The 16,807-nt window shown below is 73.6% G+C and carries 14 protein-coding genes; 10 read left to right on the forward strand and 4 right to left on the reverse strand.

The features are described from left to right. Positions 1-70: 70 nt before the first annotated feature. Positions 71-2,407, forward strand: a complete 2,337-nt coding sequence (locus ACKUU6_RS09815; RefSeq protein WP_407988106.1) for an Orn/Lys/Arg decarboxylase N-terminal domain-containing protein — start codon at positions 71-73, stop codon at positions 2,405-2,407. Between the two features lie 49 nt (positions 2,408-2,456). Here ACKUU6_RS09815 and ACKUU6_RS09820 read toward each other — a convergent pair whose 3' ends face one another. Continuing rightward, a complete protein-coding gene (locus ACKUU6_RS09820; protein ID WP_407988107.1) occupies positions 2,457-3,401 on the reverse strand; it encodes a GlxA family transcriptional regulator in 945 nt (314 codons plus the stop codon). A 71-nt stretch (positions 3,402-3,472) separates the two neighbouring features. On the opposite strand from ACKUU6_RS09820, the gene ACKUU6_RS09825 reads away from it, so the two are divergent. Then, positions 3,473-4,063 (forward strand): cysteine hydrolase family protein, encoded by a 591-nt coding sequence (locus ACKUU6_RS09825; protein ID WP_407988108.1) that lies wholly within the window; start codon positions 3,473-3,475, stop codon positions 4,061-4,063. A 22-nt stretch (positions 4,064-4,085) separates the two neighbouring features. Here ACKUU6_RS09825 and ACKUU6_RS09830 read toward each other — a convergent pair whose 3' ends face one another. Further along, complete coding sequence (locus ACKUU6_RS09830; RefSeq protein ID WP_407988109.1) at positions 4,086-4,661, reverse strand: nucleosidase; 576 nt, start codon at positions 4,659-4,661, stop codon at positions 4,086-4,088. A 245-nt stretch (positions 4,662-4,906) separates the two neighbouring features. On the opposite strand from ACKUU6_RS09830, the gene ACKUU6_RS09835 reads away from it, so the two are divergent. The 8 genes from ACKUU6_RS09835 (at position 4,907) to ACKUU6_RS09870 (ending at position 15,494) form a co-directional block, all read left to right on the forward strand. Beyond that, on the forward strand, positions 4,907-6,271 hold the full coding sequence (locus ACKUU6_RS09835; protein WP_407988110.1) for a hypothetical protein: 1,365 nt from the start codon (positions 4,907-4,909) through the stop codon (positions 6,269-6,271). Between the two features lie 21 nt (positions 6,272-6,292). Continuing rightward, positions 6,293-7,222, forward strand: a complete 930-nt coding sequence (locus ACKUU6_RS09840) for a glutamate ABC transporter substrate-binding protein (RefSeq protein WP_407988111.1) — start codon at positions 6,293-6,295, stop codon at positions 7,220-7,222. Between the two features lie 87 nt (positions 7,223-7,309). Beyond that, the gene (locus ACKUU6_RS09845) at positions 7,310-8,674 is read left to right on the forward strand and encodes a hypothetical protein (protein ID WP_407992082.1); all 1,365 of its coding nucleotides are present in this window, start codon (positions 7,310-7,312) and stop codon (positions 8,672-8,674) included. Then, on the forward strand, positions 8,667-11,138 hold the full coding sequence (locus ACKUU6_RS09850) for a serine/threonine-protein kinase (protein WP_407988112.1): 2,472 nt from the start codon (positions 8,667-8,669) through the stop codon (positions 11,136-11,138). The genes ACKUU6_RS09845 and ACKUU6_RS09850 overlap by 8 nt, the downstream gene beginning before the upstream one ends. 4 nt (positions 11,139-11,142) lie before the next feature. Further along, a complete protein-coding gene (locus ACKUU6_RS09855; RefSeq protein WP_407988113.1) occupies positions 11,143-12,321 on the forward strand; it encodes a PP2C family protein-serine/threonine phosphatase in 1,179 nt (392 codons plus the stop codon). Positions 12,322-12,384: 63 nt separating this feature from the next. Further along, entirely contained in the window at positions 12,385-13,713 is a 1,329-nt protein-coding gene (locus ACKUU6_RS09860) for a vWA domain-containing protein (protein ID WP_407988114.1), read from the forward strand. 46 nt (positions 13,714-13,759) lie between these two features. Next, complete coding sequence (locus tag ACKUU6_RS09865) at positions 13,760-14,998, forward strand: FHA domain-containing protein (RefSeq protein WP_407988115.1); 1,239 nt, start codon at positions 13,760-13,762, stop codon at positions 14,996-14,998. A 112-nt stretch (positions 14,999-15,110) separates the two neighbouring features. Then, positions 15,111-15,494 (forward strand): globin, encoded by a 384-nt coding sequence (locus ACKUU6_RS09870; RefSeq protein WP_407988116.1) that lies wholly within the window; start codon positions 15,111-15,113, stop codon positions 15,492-15,494. A 28-nt stretch (positions 15,495-15,522) separates the two neighbouring features. On the opposite strand, the gene ACKUU6_RS09875 is transcribed toward ACKUU6_RS09870, so the two are convergent. Both ACKUU6_RS09875 and ACKUU6_RS09880 read right to left on the reverse strand, forming a co-directional pair. Next, on the reverse strand, positions 15,523-16,209 hold the full coding sequence (locus ACKUU6_RS09875; protein WP_407988117.1) for a hypothetical protein: 687 nt from the start codon (positions 16,207-16,209) through the stop codon (positions 15,523-15,525). A 72-nt stretch (positions 16,210-16,281) separates the two neighbouring features. Next, positions 16,282-16,734: an acyl-CoA thioesterase gene (locus ACKUU6_RS09880; protein ID WP_407988118.1), complete on the reverse strand. Its 453-nt coding sequence runs from the start codon at positions 16,732-16,734 to the stop codon at positions 16,282-16,284. Positions 16,735-16,807: the final 73 nt, after the last annotated feature.

The raw sequence follows: 16,807 nt of genomic DNA on the forward strand, positions 1-16,807 counted from the left end.
TTTCGGTGCGAAGCATCGTGCCCACGTCCGAGACTCGTCGGGTCGGGTCTCGGGTGTGGGCAGGAGCGTCATGGTGAACGGCAGTGTCCTGGTGGCGGTGCGGGAGGATCCCCTGGGCCGAGGCGTCGGGGGTGACCAACTCCGCCGGATCGGAAAGGAGTTGGAGGAACGCGGCCTGGAGGTCAGGTGGGCCCGCACGGTCGAGGCCGCCTGCGCGGCACTGACCACCGAGGCCGGCCTCACCGCAGCCGTCGTGGCCTGGGACCTGCCGTCGGAGACCGGCACGGCGGCCGACGGCCAGGGTGCGGCGGTCCTGCGGCAGATCTCGCGCCGCTTCAAGGACCTGCCGGTCTTCGTGTTGATGTCCGACACCGCCGACCTGGGGCTGGACCGGCTGCCGCTGTGGGTGGCGGAGATCGCCGTCGGCTACATCTGGCCCCTGGAGGACACCCCGTCCTTCATCGCCGGCCGGGTGTCCACCGCGGCCCGGGCGTACGCTGACGCCGTCCTTCCGCCCTTCTTCAAGGCCCTCCGCAGGTTCGACGACGCCCACGAGTACTCGTGGCACACCCCGGCGCACTCGGGTGGGGTGGCCTTCCTGAAGTCGCCCGTCGGCCGGGCCTTCTTCGACTACTACGGCGAGCGCCTGTTCCGCACGGACCTGTCGATCTCGGTGGAGGAGCTGGGCTCGCTCTTCGAGCACAGCGGACCGATCGGGGAGGCCGAGCGCAACGCCGCGCGCATCTTCGGCGCGGAGCGGACGTACTTCGTCCTGCACGGGGACTCCACCGCCAACCGGATGGTCGGGCACTACAGCGTCACCGACGACGAGATCGCCCTGGTGGACCGCAACTGCCACAAGTCGGTGCTGCACGGGCTGGTGATCTCCGGCGCCCGCCCGGTCTACCTCGTTCCGACCCGCAACGGGTACGGCCTGGCGGGCCCGCTCCCCGCCACCGAGACCGGACCGGCTGCGGTGAGCGCCCGGATCGCCGCCCACCCGCTCACCCCGGGGGCGGTGTCACCCGAGGCCCAGTACGCGGTGATCACCAACTCGACCTACGACGGCCTGTGTTACGACACCGTGCAGACCGCGCGCGCCCTGGCCCCCAGTACTCCCCGGCTCCACTTCGACGAGGCCTGGTTCGCCTACGCGCGCTTCCACCCGCTCTACGCCGGCCGCTACGGCATGGCCGTGGGCCCGGACACCTTCGAGGGCGACGAGCGTCCGACCGTCTTCTCCACCCAGTCGACGCACAAGCTGCTGGCCGCGCTGTCGCAGACGGCGATGGTGCACGTGAACTCCTCGCCCCGGGCCCCGGTCGAGCACCACGGGTTCAACGAGGCGTTCATGATGCACGGCACCACCTCCGCGCTGTACCCGGCGATCGCCTCGCTGGACGTGTCCGCGGCGATGATGGACGGGCCCCAGGGCGAGTGGCTGGTCAACGAGGCGGTCACCGAGGCCATCCGGTTCCGGCAGGCCGTCGTCCGGACCGGGCGCCGGATCGTAGCGGCAGGCGACCGGCCGGCGTGGTTCTTCGGCGTCTGGCAGCCCGAGTCCGTGACCGACCCGGCCGACGGGACGTCAGTTCCGCTCGCCGACGCCTCCCCGGCGTTGCTGGCGTCCGACCCGCGCTGCTGGGAGCTCGACCCGGAGGCCGAGTGGCACGGCTTCTCCGGCCTGAGCCGGGGGCAGTGCCTGCTCGACCCCATCAAGGTGACGCTGACCTGCCCCGGCGTCGACGCGACCGGCCGGGCGGACTCCTGGGGCATCCCCGCCCGGATCCTCACCGCCTACCTCGCGCGGCGCGGCATCGTCGTGGAGAAGACGGACACCTACACCACGCTGGTCCTGTTCTCGATGGGCATCACCAAGGGCAAGTGGGGCACCTTGATGGACGCCCTGATGGACTTCAAGGCCCTCCACGACGCCGACACCCCGCTCCGGCAGGTCCTGCCCGACCTGGTCGAGCGCCACCCCCGGCGGTACGGCCGCACGACCCTACGCGGCCTGTGCCAGGAGATGCACGAACACCTCACCCGGGCGGAACTGATCGACGCCCTGGACACCGCCTTCCAGCAGCCGCCGGTGCCCGTCGTCCCGCCCCAGCAGTGCTACCGGCAGCTGATCCGGGGCGGCACCGAACGCCTGCCCCTCGCGGCCGCCGCCGGCCGGGTGGCCGCCGCCATGGTCACCGTCACCCCGCCCGGGATCCCCGTCCTGATGCCAGGGGAGGCGCTCGGGGCGTCCGACGGTCCTGTGCTGCGCTACCTGCGGGCGCTGGAGGCGTTCGACCGGGTCTTCCCCGGCTTCCACAGCGAAGCGCACGGCGTCTCCATCGACCCCGACACCGGCGACTACCTGATCGAGTGCGTACGTGAGGACGTCCAGGCGGGGTGGTGACGGCGCCCCGGCAGCGCCCCGGGCCCCCGCCCGCCGAAAGCAGGGCCCGTCAGCGCCAGGTGCGGCGGTAGTCGCGCGGGGCGACGCCGACCCGGCGGGTGAAGGCGGGGCGGAGGGAGACCGCGGAGCCGAAGCCGCAGCGGACGGCGATCTCGTCCACCGGGAGGTCGGTCTCCTCCAGTAGGCGCTGGGCGGCCAGGACGCGCTGTTCGGAGAGCCAGCGCAGGGGCGGGACGCCCGTCGCCTCGGTGAAGCGGCGGGCGAAGGACCGTTCCGACATGGTCGCGAGCCGGGCCAGCTCGTTCACCGTCCAAGGGCGTTCCAGGGCACCGAGGACCGCCGCCCGGACCCCCGAGAGCGGGTCCTCGGCGGTGGCGTCCGGCACCGGGGTGGGGATGAACTGCGCCTGGCCGCCCGAGCGGAACGGCGCGGTGACCATCGCGCGGGCGATCGCGGCGGCCGCCTGCTGGCCGTGCGCCGCCCGGACCAGGTGCAGGCAGAGGTCGATCCCGGCGGCCACCCCGGCCGAGGTCCAGACCTGGCCGTCGCCGGTGAACAGCACCTCGGGGTCGACCTGCACCGCCGGGTGGCGGCGGGCGAGTTCGGCCGCCAGGTACCAGTGCGTGGTGGCCCGGCGACCGTCCAGCAGGCCCGCGTCGGCGAGCACGAAGGCGCCCGCGCAGAGCGAGGCGACGGGGATCCCGGCGGCGTGGACGGCGCGCAGCGCGTCGAGCACCTCCTCCGGCGCCCGGACGGTGGGCTCCTGCACGCCGGGTACCACCACCAGGTCGCAGGTCAGCAGGGCGTCCAGGCCCGCGTCCGGGACCCGTTCCAGCCCGCCGCCGAACCGGACCCGGCTCTCGGCCGGACCGCAGACGCGCAGCTCGAAGTCCGGGCAGCCGAGCGGGCTCCGCCGGTCCGACCAGACCTCGCCGATCACCGCGTAGTCGAAGGCCCGCACGCCGTCCAGGATCAGACACCCCACCGTTTGCATGGCAGGAATCTATCGATCACCGGCGGTCCGTCCCCTCACCCCCGGCCGGGTGCGGCCAGCAGCATGGAGCCATGACCAACACCAGCGCGTTCGACGCCCCCCTGACCATCGCCCCCGACGCCGTCCTGATCCTGATCGACGTCCAGCAGGGCTTCGAGGAGGAGGAGTACTGGGGCCCCCGGGACAACCCGGAGGCCGAGCAGCGGATCGGCGAACTGCTCGCCGCGTGGCAGCGCACCGACCGTCCGGTGGTCGTGGTGCAGCACCAGTCCGCGAGCGGCCCGCTCGTTCCCGGCACCCCCGGCTACGAACTCAAGCCCGTGGTCGCCGGGGCCGACGCCGACCTGCGCATCACCAAGACCGTGAACAGCGCCTTCTACGGCACTCCCGACCTGCACGAGTGGCTCCAGCAGCGGGGTACCACCCAGCTGGTGACGGTCGGCATCATGACCAACGTCTGCAACGAGACCACCGCCCGGATGGGCGGCAACCTGGGGTACGACGTGGTCTTCCCGATCGACGCCATGCACACCTTCGCGATGGCGGGCCCGGACGGCGAGCTGATCCCGGCCGAGCAGCTGGCCAAGGGCACGGGCGCGGTGCTGCACTCGATGCGGTTCGCCAAGGTGGTCGACACCGCAGCCGTGCTCAAGGCGGTCTGAACTCAGCCAGTCTGACGGGGCGTCAGCGCAGATGGTCGCGGACCCAGGCGGCGAGCTCCTTGGCGCAGGAGTCCACCGACTCGCGCCAGGCGCGGTCCGCGCCCGCGCCCGCCTCGTCGCTCACGTGCTTGACCAACCGGAACGGCACACCGGCCCGTTGGGCCACCGTGGCGACCGCGTAGCCCTCCATGTCGACCAGGTCGGCCTGCTCGGCCAGCCGGTCCCGGGCGGCCGGGTCGGAGACGAACAGGTCCCCGGTGGCCAGCACCGGGCCGCCCGCCACGTCCAGCTCGATCGGGGCGCCGAAGGTCCGGCCGGTGAGCGCGCGCAGCACCGGGGTGTCGAGGTCGTGCTGCAGCACCCGGGCGACCTCGTGGGTGCCCGCCCAGCCGGCCCGCAGTGCGCCTGCCGTGCCGAGGTTCAGGACCTCGGCGGGGCGCTCGCCCCGGGCCAGTACGGTGGCCAGCGCCACCGCGGCGTTGACCTTCCCCATGCCGGTGAGCAGCACGGGCAGTGAGGCGCCGAGGTGGGCGGCCTCCTCCTCGACGGCGACCACGAGCAGCGGACGGTCGGGGGTGATGGTTCCGAGCAGACGCATGGGCTCCATCGTAGGGTCCTTTCCTCCCGGGGACCCCGGCCTGGTCGTGATCGACGGGAACCGCATAGGGTGCCTCCCGCGTCGCCCGTGACGGAGAACACCTCCGACGGCGACCGGACGCGCTCCCGGAGCCGCCGGAACCTCAAGATCGGCGCAACTCGAGTGTGGCGGTCGGACCCGGCGGCCATACTGCTCGCAACGGACCGCACTCCGAGCGCGGAGGGTCCAGGGGGAGGGTGGGGCAGGTGACGACACCGGTGGTGACAGGCGAGCGGGCGCCGTCGGCGATGACGGCGATGAGGGCGACGGCCGTGCAGCAGCGGCTGCGGAAGCTGACCGGCACCGCGCCGGCCCGGCTGCGCGCGGCGGGGGTGGTGCTGACCGTCCTGGTGCTGCTCTTCGGCGCGGTGACGGCCTGGCAGGTGAGCGTCCGGGCGCGGGCCGCCGACCAGGTGGTGACGCACAGCCAGCCGCTCAGTCAGGACGCCGCGGAGATCTACCGCTCGCTGGCGGACGCGGACACCACGGCGGCCTCCGCCTTCCTGCTCGCGGGGGACGCTCCCCCGGCGCTGCGCCAGCGGTACGAGGGTGACCTCGCCACCGCGGCCCGGCTGCTCGCGCAGGCCGCCGCGCGGACCGACGCCAGCTCGGACGCCCAGCGCTGGGTCGCCGAGCTGAACCAGCAACTCCCGCAGTACTCAGGCCTGGTGGAGACCGCCCGGGCCAACGACCGGCAGGGCCTGCCGCTCGGCGGCGCCTACCTGCGGTACGCCTCCAAGCAGATGCAGGGCAGCGTGCTGCCCGCCGCCCAGAAGCTGGTGGACGCCGAGAACCGGCAGCTGGACCAGGACTACGCGGAGGCGGGCGCCTTCGCCTGGGCGGCCTTGGTCGCCGGGCTGCTGGCGCTCGGGGCGCTGGTCTGGTGCCAGGTGCTGCTGCTGCGCCGGACCAACCGGGTGTTCAACATCGGCCTGCTGGGCGCCACGGCCGCCGTACTGGCGGGCCTGCTCTGGCTGACCGTCGGCACCTTCACCGCCGGGCTGGACCTGGACGACAGCCGGCAGCACGGCGCCGGGCCGCTGCGGGTGCTCAACCAGGCCCGGATCGGCGCGCTGCAGTCCCGGGCGGCGGAGAACCTGGACCTGGTGGCCCGGGGTGGTTCGGACTCGTACGACAAGGACTGGCAGAAGTACACCGCCGCCCTGGCCGGGGAGCCGGTCGCGGACGGCAGGACCAGGACCGACGGCGGCAGCCTGGCCGGGGCCCTGGTGGACGCGCCGACGGACGCCCGGGCGGCGCTGGAGCAGGCCAGGAAGCTGTTCCCGGGCTGGGACGCCAAGCACCAGGCGGCCGAGCAGGGCGACGACTACGCGGCCGCCCTGAAGGCCGTGATCGGCCCGGGCGGGACGGACACCAGCGAGGCGGTGTTCACCGCGCTGGACCAGCAGTTGGGCAAGGCGGCCGCCGCCGAACTGACGGCCTTCGAGCGCTCGGCGCACGGCGTCGGCGGCGGGCTGACCGGGCTGGCGGTGGGCGCCGCGGTGCTGGCACTGCTGGCCGCGGCGGGTGTGGCGGTCGGCCTGGGCCGCCGCCTGGCGGAGTACCGGTAGCGGGCGATGGGGGAGCTGACTGTGCGTACGGTACGGACCAGGGCACTGGTCGTCGCTGCGGCGCTGGCCGCCGGGTTGGTGGGAGCCGGGACGTCCCACGGAGTGCCGGGAGTGGTCACCGCCGCTCCGGCCATCGCGCCGCAGGCCCCGGCCGTCGAGGCCGCCGGGGACTGCTCCGACCAGACGCCCGCGCCCAGTTCGGCGCTGAACGGGCCGAAGGTGCAGGAGATCAGGGCCCGGGGCACGCTGATCGTCGGGGTGGACCAGAACAGCTACAACTGGGGCTTCCGCAACCCGCAGAGCGGCCAGCTGGAGGGTTTCGACATCGACCTGTCCAGGGCGATCGCCAAGGCGGTGCTTGGTGATCCGGCGAAGGTCACCTTCCGGACGGTGACCACCCCCAAGCGGATCGAGGCGATCCGCAACGACACGGTCGACCTGGTCGTCCGTACCATGACCATCAACTGCGAGCGCCGCAAGGACATCGCCTTCTCCGCGCCCTACTTCTCCTCCGGGCAGCGTCTGGTGGTGCCGAAGTCGGACAAGTCCGCCACGGTGGCCGAGGCACTCAAGGGCAAGCGCGCGTGTGCGGCCCAGCAGTCCTCCTCCGAAACGGAGCTGAAGAAGCCGCAGTACGGGATCAGCGCGGTCACCATCGTGGAGAACCAGCTCGACTGCCTGGTGCTGATGCAGCTCGGCAAGGTCGACGCGACCCTGACCGACTCCACGCTGGCCGCCGCCCAGACGGCCCAGGACCCGACCGTCCGGCTGGCCGGTGAGACCATCAGCCCGGCGAAGATGGGCATCGGTCTGAAGCAGGAGAACACCGACCTGGCGGCGCTGGTCAACCAGGTCCTGCTGGACTACCGGGCGAACGGCGGCTGGCAGGCCGCCTACGAGCGCTGGCTGGCCGCCGACATGGGTGCCTCCTCGGTGCCCTACCTGCCGTAGGACGGAGCACCGTGAGATCGCGCGCATCGAAGTACCGCGAGACTGGAGAGGAATGACGTGGCGTTCGCAGGAGCAGCCGGCCCGGTGATGAGCCGGGAGGAGGTGGACCGCGCGCTGGCGCGGCTGGGGGCGGAGCGCGACGCGGTGGAGGCCGCGCTGCTGGCCCTGCAGGAGCACCCGGGCCGCCGGTTGCTGGAGGGCGCCACGCTGAGCGGGCGGACCCTGGAGCGCTGGTCGGTGGCCGAACCGGGACTGACGCTGCTCTGGGCACTGTTCGACCGCTACGCGGAGGCGCTGGCCTCGGCGGTGGCCGTCCGGGCCCGCCGCAGCCGGCCCGGCGGAGCGGAGCTGGCCGAGCTGAGCGAGCTGCTCAGCGGCCCGGCCGTCACCGTCTCGGGCAGCCAACTCCCGGACACCGGCGGGCCGGTGCCGGTCCGACTGGTCGAACGGATCACCCTGGCCGAGCTGCTGGAGCGGATGAACTCCTGGTACGCGATGGTGTACGACGTGGTGGCCGCGACCGACGCGGTCTGGTCCGCGCTGCCCGCCCGGATCGACCTGCTGCTGGCCGAGTTGGGCCGGGTCAGGATGCTCTCGGGCTCGGTCGGGGTGCGCTCGGGGGCGCACCCGCTGGCTGACGATCTGGACGGCCTGGAGCGGGAGTTGACCGAGCTGCGGACCGAGGTGCGGACGGATCCGCTGGCGCTCTGGCGGCCCGGACGGGTACCCGCGCAGCGGGGCTCCGGCGGCGCCGCTCTCGGGCCGGGGGCGGTCGCCGGGGCGGTGGACACCGAACGGTTCGACAAGGCCGGGCGGGCGCTGGACGGCCTCCGGATGGAACTGGACGGGCTGCTCCGGCTGCGCGACGAGGCCCACGACCGGCTCCAGCAGGTCGGCGACCTGCTGCAACGGGCCGACGCCACCCTGGCCGAGGCCCGCCGGGCCCGTGGCGAGGTGCTCGCCAAGATCGCCGCGACCGAGGTGCCCGCCGTACCGGGACCGACCTCGGCACTGCGTGAACGGATCGGCCTCGCGGTCGAGTTGCAGCAGACCGGGCAGTGGCACCGGCTGGCCCCGCTGCTGGACACCCTGGAGGACGTCGCCGCCAAGGAGCTCGGCCGGGCCCGCCAGTCGCTCACCGAGGTGGCCCAACCGCTGGCCGTCCGGGCCGAGCTGCGCGGGCGGCTGGAGGCGTACAAGGCGATGGCCGCCCGGCTGGGGGTGGCCGAGGACCCGGTGGTGATCGAGCGCTTCGAGAAGGCGCGGTGGCTGCTCTGGAGCGCGCCGTGCGACCTGCGGGCGGCAGCCGAGGCGGTGGCCAGGTTCCAGCAGGCGCTGCGGCCGACGGCTCCGGCCGCGCAGTTCCCGGCTCCCGCTCCGGCGGACCGGGTGGACGGGGCGGACCGGATGGACCAGTACCAGGACGGACAGGGGGATCAGGGCAATGGGTGAGACCTGCGCCCGGCCGGAGTGCTCCGGCTCGGGGACGATCGACGGCGACGGCTACTGCGACGAGTGCGGGCTGGCTCTGCTGGCGACCGGCCCGGCCACGACCTCGGCTTCGGCTTCGGCTTCGGCCGGCGCCTCGGCTTCGGTGTCGGCCGCCGTCAAGGTCGCGGCCGGGGCGCCCTGCACCCGGGACTGCACCGGGACGGTCGACGCCGACGGCTACTGCGACGAGTGCGGGCTGGCCGCCGAGCCCGGGGCGCTGGTGCCCTCGGCAAGGACCGAGGCGCACTCGGGCTCGGTCTCGTCCCGGACCATGTCCGGACGCTCCCGCTCGCACCGGTCCACCAGGACCGGCAGCGGCCGTTCGGTCTCGGTCCGCAGCGGTACGGGCAGCTCCGGCAGCGGCACCGGACGGCGCGGCAACCTGGGCGCCGGGCTGGTGAGCGTGCCGAGCATCCCCTCGGCGGACCCGAGCGCGGCGGTGCTGACCGACCCTCAGGTGCCCGAGCGCAAGCGGTTCTGCAGCAAGTGCGACGCCCCGGTGGGCCGGGAGAAGAACGGCACCCCGGGCCGTCCGGACGGCTTCTGCACCAAGTGCGGCACGCCGTACTCGTTCACGCCCAAACTGGCCAGGGGCGACCTGGTCGGCGGTCAGTACGAGGTGCTGGGCTGCCTGGCGCACGGCGGGCTCGGCTGGATCTACCTCGCGGTGGACCGCCGGGTGAACGACCGCTGGGTGGTGCTCAAGGGCCTGCTGGACACCGGTGACCAGGACGCGCTGGCGGTGGCCATCGCCGAGCGCCGCTTCCTGGCCGAGGTGGACCACCCGAACATCGTCCGCATCATCAACTTCGTCGAACACCCCGACCTGCGCTCCGGCTCCACCGACGGCTACATCGTGATGGAGTACATCGGCGGCAAGTCGCTCAAGGACATCGCCAACGAGCGCCGCACCCCGGACGGGCGGCGCGAGCCGCTGCCGGTCGAGCAGGCGATCGCGTACGCGCTGGAGGCGCTGCCCGCGCTCGGCTACCTGCACGCGCGGGGACTGGTGTACTGCGACTTCAAGATCGACAACGTGATCCAGAGCGAGGACTCGCTCAAGATCATCGACCTTGGCGCGGTCTCCCGCTCGGGCGACGACGGACCGATCTACGGCACCGTCGGCTACCAGGCCCCGGAGATCGCCACCGACGGCCCGTCGGTCGCCTCCGACCTCTACACGGTGGCCCGCACCCTGGCCGTGCTGACCTTCGACTTCCAGGGCTACAACAGCACCTTCCGGTACGAGCTGCCTGGCCCCGAGCGGGTGCCGCTGTTCGCCCGGTACGAGTCGTACTACCGCCTGCTGGTCCGGGCCACCGACCCCGACCCGGCCCGCCGGTTCGGCTCCGCCGAGGAGATGGCCGACCAGCTCACCGGCGTGCTCCGGGAACTGCTCGCGCTCCAGGACGGGCGGCCGCGCCCGGCGCTCTCCACCCTGTTCGGCCCGGAACTGCGGGTGGTGGACACCCAGCTGACGCCCGATCCGCTCGACCCGACCGCCGCCGCGATGGCACTGCCGGTCCCCCGCGTCGACCCCACCGACCCCGGAGCCGGCTTCCTCGCCACGCTGGTCGCCAGCGCCCCCGCCGAGGCACTGACCGCGCTGGCCACCGCCCCGGCCGGCTCGGTCGAGCTGCAACTGCGGGCCCTCCGCGCCCACCTGGAGCTCGGCGACCGGCAGCAGGCCGACGCCGCGCTGCTCACCCTCGACCGGGACCACGGCGACGACTGGCGCGTGGTCTGGTACCGAGGGCTGGCCGAACTCTCGGCCGGCCGGGCCGAGCAGGCCGCCGCAGCCTTCGACGCGGTCTACGACGCCTTCCCCGGCGAGGCTGCCCCCAAGCTGGCGCTCGCCGTCTGCGCCGAACTGCTCAGCAACGGCCAGGACGCCGCCGAGTTCTACCGCCTGGTCGGCAGCACCGACCGGGCCTATGTCAGCGCCGCCTTCGGCCTAGCCCGGGTCCTGCTGGCGGCGGGCGACCGGGCCGGAGCCGTGGTGGCCCTGGAGGCGGTGCCCGAAGCGTCCGCGCACTACACCGCCGCCCGGATCGCCACCCTGCGGGCCCGGCTCCGCGGGCGGGCGCCGGAGGAGCCGCTCGGCCCCGAACTGGTTCGCTGCTCGGCGCAGCTGACGGCCCTGTCGCTGGACGCCCGGCGGACCGAGGAGCTCTCGGTCGAGATCCTGAACGCCGCTCTGGGCTGGGTGCTGGCCGGTTCGGCCGGCTCAGCGGCCGAGGGCGGCTCCGCCGCCGAAGGTGGCTCCGGCACGCTCGACGTGCTGGGACATCCGGCTGCTGAACGGGAACTGCGCTTCGCCCTGGAACACTCCTATCGAGTACTGGCACGGTTGACCGACCGGGCCGAGATCAGGATCGAGATGGTGGAGCGGGCGAACCGTGCCCGCCCCCGGACGTGGGTGTGAACCGATGCCGCAGCAGCAGACCAGGTGCCCGAGCTGTGCCGAGCCGCTGGACCCGGAGGACGACTACTGCGGGGCCTGCGGCCTGAACGTGACCGGCGACGTGACGGAGGGCTCGCCCGGTGACGTGGCCGGTCACGTGACCGGTGACGGGCCGTCGTCCGCCGCCGCGCCGGAGGGGGTTGCCCCCACCGCGCCGCGCTGCGTGCACTGCGGCTCGGCCGAACTTTCGGCGGACGGCTACTGCGAGAGCTGCGGCGGCGCCCAGCCCCGCCCGCGCGACCACCAGGAACTGACGGCGGACGGCGTGGCCGGGGTCACCGACCGCGGCCTGCGGCACCACCGCAACGAGGACGCCTTCACAGTGGCCGCCACCCAGCTGCCCGACGGCGAACCGGCCGTGCTCGCGGTGGTATGCGACGGGGTCTCCTCCTCGGCCCGTCCTGACGAGGCGTCGGCCGTCGCGGTCGAGGCGGCCGCCGCCCACCTGCTGACCGCGCTCCAGCGCGGGCGGCGCCCCGACCGGGCGATGCGGGAGGCGATCGGCGAGGCGGCCCGCGCGGTGGCCGAGCTGGCCAAGGACGGCATTCGGACGCCGAGCGGCAGCCAGAACGCCCCCGCCTGCACGTACGTCAGCGCGATCTCCGCCGCCGGTCTCGTCACCATCGGCTGGGTCGGCGACACCAGGGCGTACTGGATCCCGGACGACCGGCAGTCCGCCGTGGCGTACCGGCTGACCGAGGACGACTCCTGGGCGGCCCGGGTGGTGGCGATCGGCCTGATGGACGAGGCCGAGGCGTACGCCGACCCGCGCGCCCACGCGATCACCGGCTGGCTGGGCGCGGACGCCGAGGAGGTCGAGCCGCACACCGTGAGCTTCACGCCGCACGTGCCCGGCGTGCTGCTGGTCTGCACGGACGGCCTGTGGAACTACGCCGAGGCCGCCGCCGACCTGGCCGAACGCGTCCGCCCGGACGCCAGGGCCGAACCGCTGGCCGCCGCACGGGAGCTGGTCGACTTCGCGGTGACGGCGGGCGGCCACGACAACATCACGGTGGCGGTGCTGCCGATCAGCCCGCCCGCCGAAACCACCCTGCGGACCGTTCCCCTGCAGTCCGCCGCCGGGGCGGCCCCGCTCCACTCCTCGCCAACCCTCCAGCTCCACCGGCCCGGCAGCGGAAGCTGACGGCCGCTCAGCAGACCCGTCCACCCCGTCCGCCGAACCACTGATTGCCCGACAGGAGCAGCGATGGCCGTTCTGTCCCGGTCCCACCCGAGTTTCAGCGTCGACATCTTCCAGAACGAGTACCTGGCCGAAGGCGCCCGCGAGGTGAACGCGATCGTCACGGTCACCGCGACCGGCGGCGGCACCTCGGGCGGCCAGCCGCTGGCTCGGGACGCCGGGGCGGCGGCCGCCGTGGTGATCATGGTCGACTGCTCCGGCTCGATGGACTACCCCTCGGCCAAGCTGCGCAACGCGCGAGAGGCCACCGCCGTCGCCATCGACACCATCCGCGACGGCGTCGCCTTCGCCGTGGTGGCCGGCACCCACGAGGCCAAGGACCTCTACCCGGGCGGCGGCAGGATGGCGATCGCCGACCGGGCCACCCGGGCGCAGGCCAAGGAGGCACTGCGCAAGCTGACCGCCAACGGCGGCACGGCGATCGGCACCTGGCTGACCAAGGCCAAGCAGCTCTTCGACAGCCGGGCCGACATAGCGATCCGGCACGGCATCCTGCTCACCGACGGCCGCAACGAGCACGAGAAGGCCGCCGACCTGGAGCGGGTGCTCGGCCAGGCCGCAGGCTCCTTCACGGTGGACTGCCGGGGTGTCGGCACCGACTGGGAGGTGACCGAGCTGCGCAAGATCGCCTCGGCCCTGCTGGGCACCGTGGACATCGTCGCCGAACCGTCCGGGCTGGCCGACGACTTCCAGCAGATGATGGTGCAGGCGATGGGCAAGCAGGTCGCCGACGTGGCGCTGCGGGTCTGGACGCCGGCCAACGCGGTGGTCAAGTTCGTCAAGCAGGTCGCCCCGAGCCTGGAGGACCTGACCGACCGTCGGGCGGACGCCGGGCCCCGGGCCGGGGACTACCCGACCGGCTCCTGGGGCGACGAGAGCCGCGACTACCACGTCTGCGTCGAGGTGCCCGCGGCCGAGGTCGGCAACGAGATGCTGGCCGCCCGGATCAGCCTGCTGCTGCCGCAGCCCGACGGGACGTCCGAGGTGCTCTCGCAGGGCCTGGTCCGCGCGGTCTGGACCGACGACCTGGCCTCCTCGACCCGGATCAGCCCGCAGGTGGCCCACTTCACCGGTCAGGCCGAACTGGCCTCCTCGATCCAGGAGGGGTTGGAGGCGCACCGCGCCGGGGACGTCGACCTGGCAACGGCCAAGCTGGGCGCGGCCGTTCGGATCGCCCACCGGACGGGCAACGAGAGCACCTTCAAGCTGCTGCAGAAGGTGGTCGACGTGGTGGATCCGAAGGAGGGTACCGTTCGGTTCCGTAAGAACGTGAGCGAGGCCGACTCGATGACGCTGGACACCCGGTCGACCAAGACCGTCCGGGTGAAGAAGTGACCGGCTCGGGGGGCCGAACCGGACCGCTGGAGATGTGGGGGACCTGATGCCGATCTGCCCTAGGGGCCACGAGTCGCAGGCCGAGGACTGGTGCGACTTCTGCGGCTTCCCGATGACCCCTCCGCCGGGACTGGCCGTGCCGGGCTCGTCACCGTTCGCCAGCGGGCACACCCAGTCGGAGGGCGTACCGACCGGGCAGCCGCACACTCCGCCGGCGCCTCAGTACACCCAGCCGGGGCAGCCCGGCCAGCCGGGGGCCCACGGTCAGCACGGTCACGGCCAGCCGGGGCAACACGGGCAGCACAGCCACCCCGGTCAGCCGGCGCAGTACGCGCAGGCGGGGCAGTACACCCAGGCGGACCTCACGGCCGGCCTGCTCACCTGCCCGATCTGCCGGACTCCGCAGACCGGCCGGTACTGCGAGGAGTGCGGCTTCGACTACGAGCTCTCCTCGCCCGCGAGCCAGCAGCAGCAGCGACCGTCCTCCGGGTACGGCTTCCCGCCGCCCGCTCCCGCGCCGGTGCCCGCGCCCGCTCCGTACCAGCCGCCGGTGCCGCCGCCCCCGCCGATGCCCAGCCCCTACCAGCCGCCGGTGCCGACGCCCGCGCCGACCCCTGAGCCCTCGCCGTTCGCACCGCCCGGAGCGCCGACCGGCGCTCCCAGCAACGCTCCGTCCGGTGCTCCGACGAGTGCTCCGACCGGGCACCGGCAGTTCGAGCCGCAGGCCGATCCGTTCCGGAAGAACCCGGCGTTCCAGGGCGGGGAGGGCCTGGAGAGCTTCGACTCGGGCCCGACCTACGCGCAGCCGGGCAGCGCCCCGGGTGACGAGTTCGGCACCTCGTTCCACCTGCAGCCGCCCGGTGCTCCCCCGGCCAGGTCGACCTGGATCGCGGTGGTCACGGCCGACCGTGAGTACTTCACCGACATGATGGCCCGCAGCGGCCCGGAGGCGGCCGGCCTCTTCTTCCCGCCGTACTGCCCCGAGCGCCGGATCCCGCTCACCGGCCGTGGCCAGCTGCGGATCGGCCGCCGCAGCCAGCACCGGGGAACCGTGCCGGAGATCGACCTCTCCGTCCCGCCGGAGGACCCGGGTGCCTCCCACCAGCACGCGCTGCTGGCCGAGCAGGCCGACGGGAGCTGGGTGCTGGTCGACCAGGACTCCACCAACGGCACCACGGTGAACGGCGGCCCCGAGGCCGTGCCCCCGCACACCGCCATCCCGCTGAACGACGGCGACCGGGTGCACATCGGCGCCTGGACCACGATCACCCTGCACCGCGCCTGACCGCCCGTCGGTGGGGGCCCGGCCCCCACCGACCGGGACCCGCCCTGGTCCGATGGTCCTCGTCCGATGGTCCTGGTGTACGACCGCCGGAGGGGTCTGCGACCATGGTCAAGTGACTGACGAGGCGACGTTCTTCGAACAAATCGGCGGCGAGCCGACCTTCCGACGGCTGGTGCACGTCTTCTACCAGGGTGTCGCCGAGGACGAACTGCTGCGCCCGATGTACCCGGAACAGGACCTCGGCCCGGCCGAGGAGCGGCTGACCCTGTTCCTGATGCAGTACTGGGGCGGCCCCCGCACCTACAGCGAGGAGCGTGGCCACCCCCGTCTGCGGATGCGCCACGTCCCGTTCAAGGTCGACCAGGCCGCCCACGACGCCTGGCTCCGCCACATGCGCACCGCCGTCGACGCACTGGATCTCCCCGCCGACGCCGAGCGTCAGCTCTGGGACTACCTCACCTACGCCGCCGCCTCGATGGTCAACACGGCGGGCTGACCCCAGCCGTGCCGGCCGGCTCCGAGGGTCAGCGCGGCAGCGGGCTGAGCCCGAGGCCGCTGCCAGGGGCGGCGGTGCGCAGCGCGACCGAGCCGGCCGGGGCGCTCAGCCGCAGCCAGGTGCCGGAGCGGTGCGCGGTGAGGGTGGCGACCGGGGTGAGGAAGCCGACCACGTAGGCCGCGTGCGCGGCACGGAGCGGGAGCTCGGGCAGGGCGCCGAGCGGGCGGGACCAGATCCCGTCGGCCAGTGCGTCCAGTGCCGCGCGGGTGCGGTGGTGCTCCGGGATCTCGGCGGTGCGCTCCTTGAACTCCCGCACGGCTGCCATGAGTTCCGGCATCACCGCGGGCGCCGTGGTGGCACCGGTGCGCTCCCAGCGCGAGCGGGGCGGGAGCAGGCCGGCCCAGGCGGGGCCGGTGACGGGGGTGGGCAGGCCGAGGGTGGCGGCCGACTCGTCGACGCCCTCCAGCAACTGCCCGGCGGAGACGGTCAGATCGGCCTCCGCGGCCTCCTCGCCGAGGCGGGCGCTGCGCACCGCCAGCACTCCGGCGCTGCCCAGCGGCAACCGTCCGAAGACCGCCAGCACCGGCCCCTGTCCGGCCCGGACGGCCTGCAGACGTACGGCGGCGGCCCGGTCGAAGCGCAGCAGCCGCTCCAGGAACGCCGCCAGGTCGGCGGCCTCCGTGCTGTCGGCGAGCGGGAGGCGGGGCGCGGTCAACGGATCAGCTCACTCGGGTACGAGGACGGTGGCGAGGTGCAGTGCCGGGCACGGGAGGGCGCCCTGCGGGGATCAGGCGGCCGCGACGGCCTGGGTGTGCTCCGCGCCGTCCATGAACCGGCTGAGGAACTCCCGCTCCACCGCACTGATCCGACGCGGACGGCCGGCCGCCAGGTCGTACGGGACCACGACGGTGGAGGCCCGGACGTAGACCGTCTCGGTGCCGTCCGCGGCGGTGTCCTTGATCTCGTACGAGACGGTCAGCGAGGCACCGCCGATCTTGGTCACCCAGGTCTCGATGGTCACCGGCTCGGGCCGGTGCACCAGCGGGCGCTTGTAGTCGATCTCGTGGCGGGCCACCACCGAGCCGCCCGCGAACTCCCCCGCACCGGCGGCGGCGGCCTGGGTGAACATGAAGTCGATCCGGGCCTCCTCCAGGTAGCGCAGGAAGACCACGTTGTTCACGTGGCCGAAGGCGTCCATGTCGGACCACCGCAGGGGGCAGGCGTAGATGTGGCGTGCCACGGTCGATCTCCTCAAGAATCCGATTGCCCGTCAGGACCGGTTGTCCGCCGGTGGCTCACGGGCGGCGGCCCGG

This window comes from Kitasatospora sp. CMC57, from assembly GCF_045866025.2.
GTDB lineage: Bacteria > Actinomycetota > Actinomycetes > Streptomycetales > Streptomycetaceae > Kitasatospora.

Coding starts and splice junctions, on each gene's coding strand:
- ACKUU6_RS09815 (WP_407988106.1), top strand. CDS start 71: ATGGTGAACGGCAGTGTCCTGGTGGCGGTGCGGGAGGATCCCCTGGGC.
- ACKUU6_RS09820 (WP_407988107.1), bottom strand. CDS start 3,401: ATGCAAACGGTGGGGTGTCTGATCCTGGACGGCGTGCGGGCCTTCGAC.
- ACKUU6_RS09825 (WP_407988108.1), top strand. CDS start 3,473: ATGACCAACACCAGCGCGTTCGACGCCCCCCTGACCATCGCCCCCGAC.
- ACKUU6_RS09830 (WP_407988109.1), bottom strand. CDS start 4,661: ATGCGTCTGCTCGGAACCATCACCCCCGACCGTCCGCTGCTCGTGGTC.
- ACKUU6_RS09845 (WP_407992082.1), top strand. CDS start 7,310: ATGAGCCGGGAGGAGGTGGACCGCGCGCTGGCGCGGCTGGGGGCGGAG.
- ACKUU6_RS09850 (WP_407988112.1), top strand. CDS start 8,667: ATGGGTGAGACCTGCGCCCGGCCGGAGTGCTCCGGCTCGGGGACGATC.
- ACKUU6_RS09855 (WP_407988113.1), top strand. CDS start 11,143: ATGCCGCAGCAGCAGACCAGGTGCCCGAGCTGTGCCGAGCCGCTGGAC.
- ACKUU6_RS09860 (WP_407988114.1), top strand. CDS start 12,385: ATGGCCGTTCTGTCCCGGTCCCACCCGAGTTTCAGCGTCGACATCTTC.
- ACKUU6_RS09865 (WP_407988115.1), top strand. CDS start 13,760: ATGCCGATCTGCCCTAGGGGCCACGAGTCGCAGGCCGAGGACTGGTGC.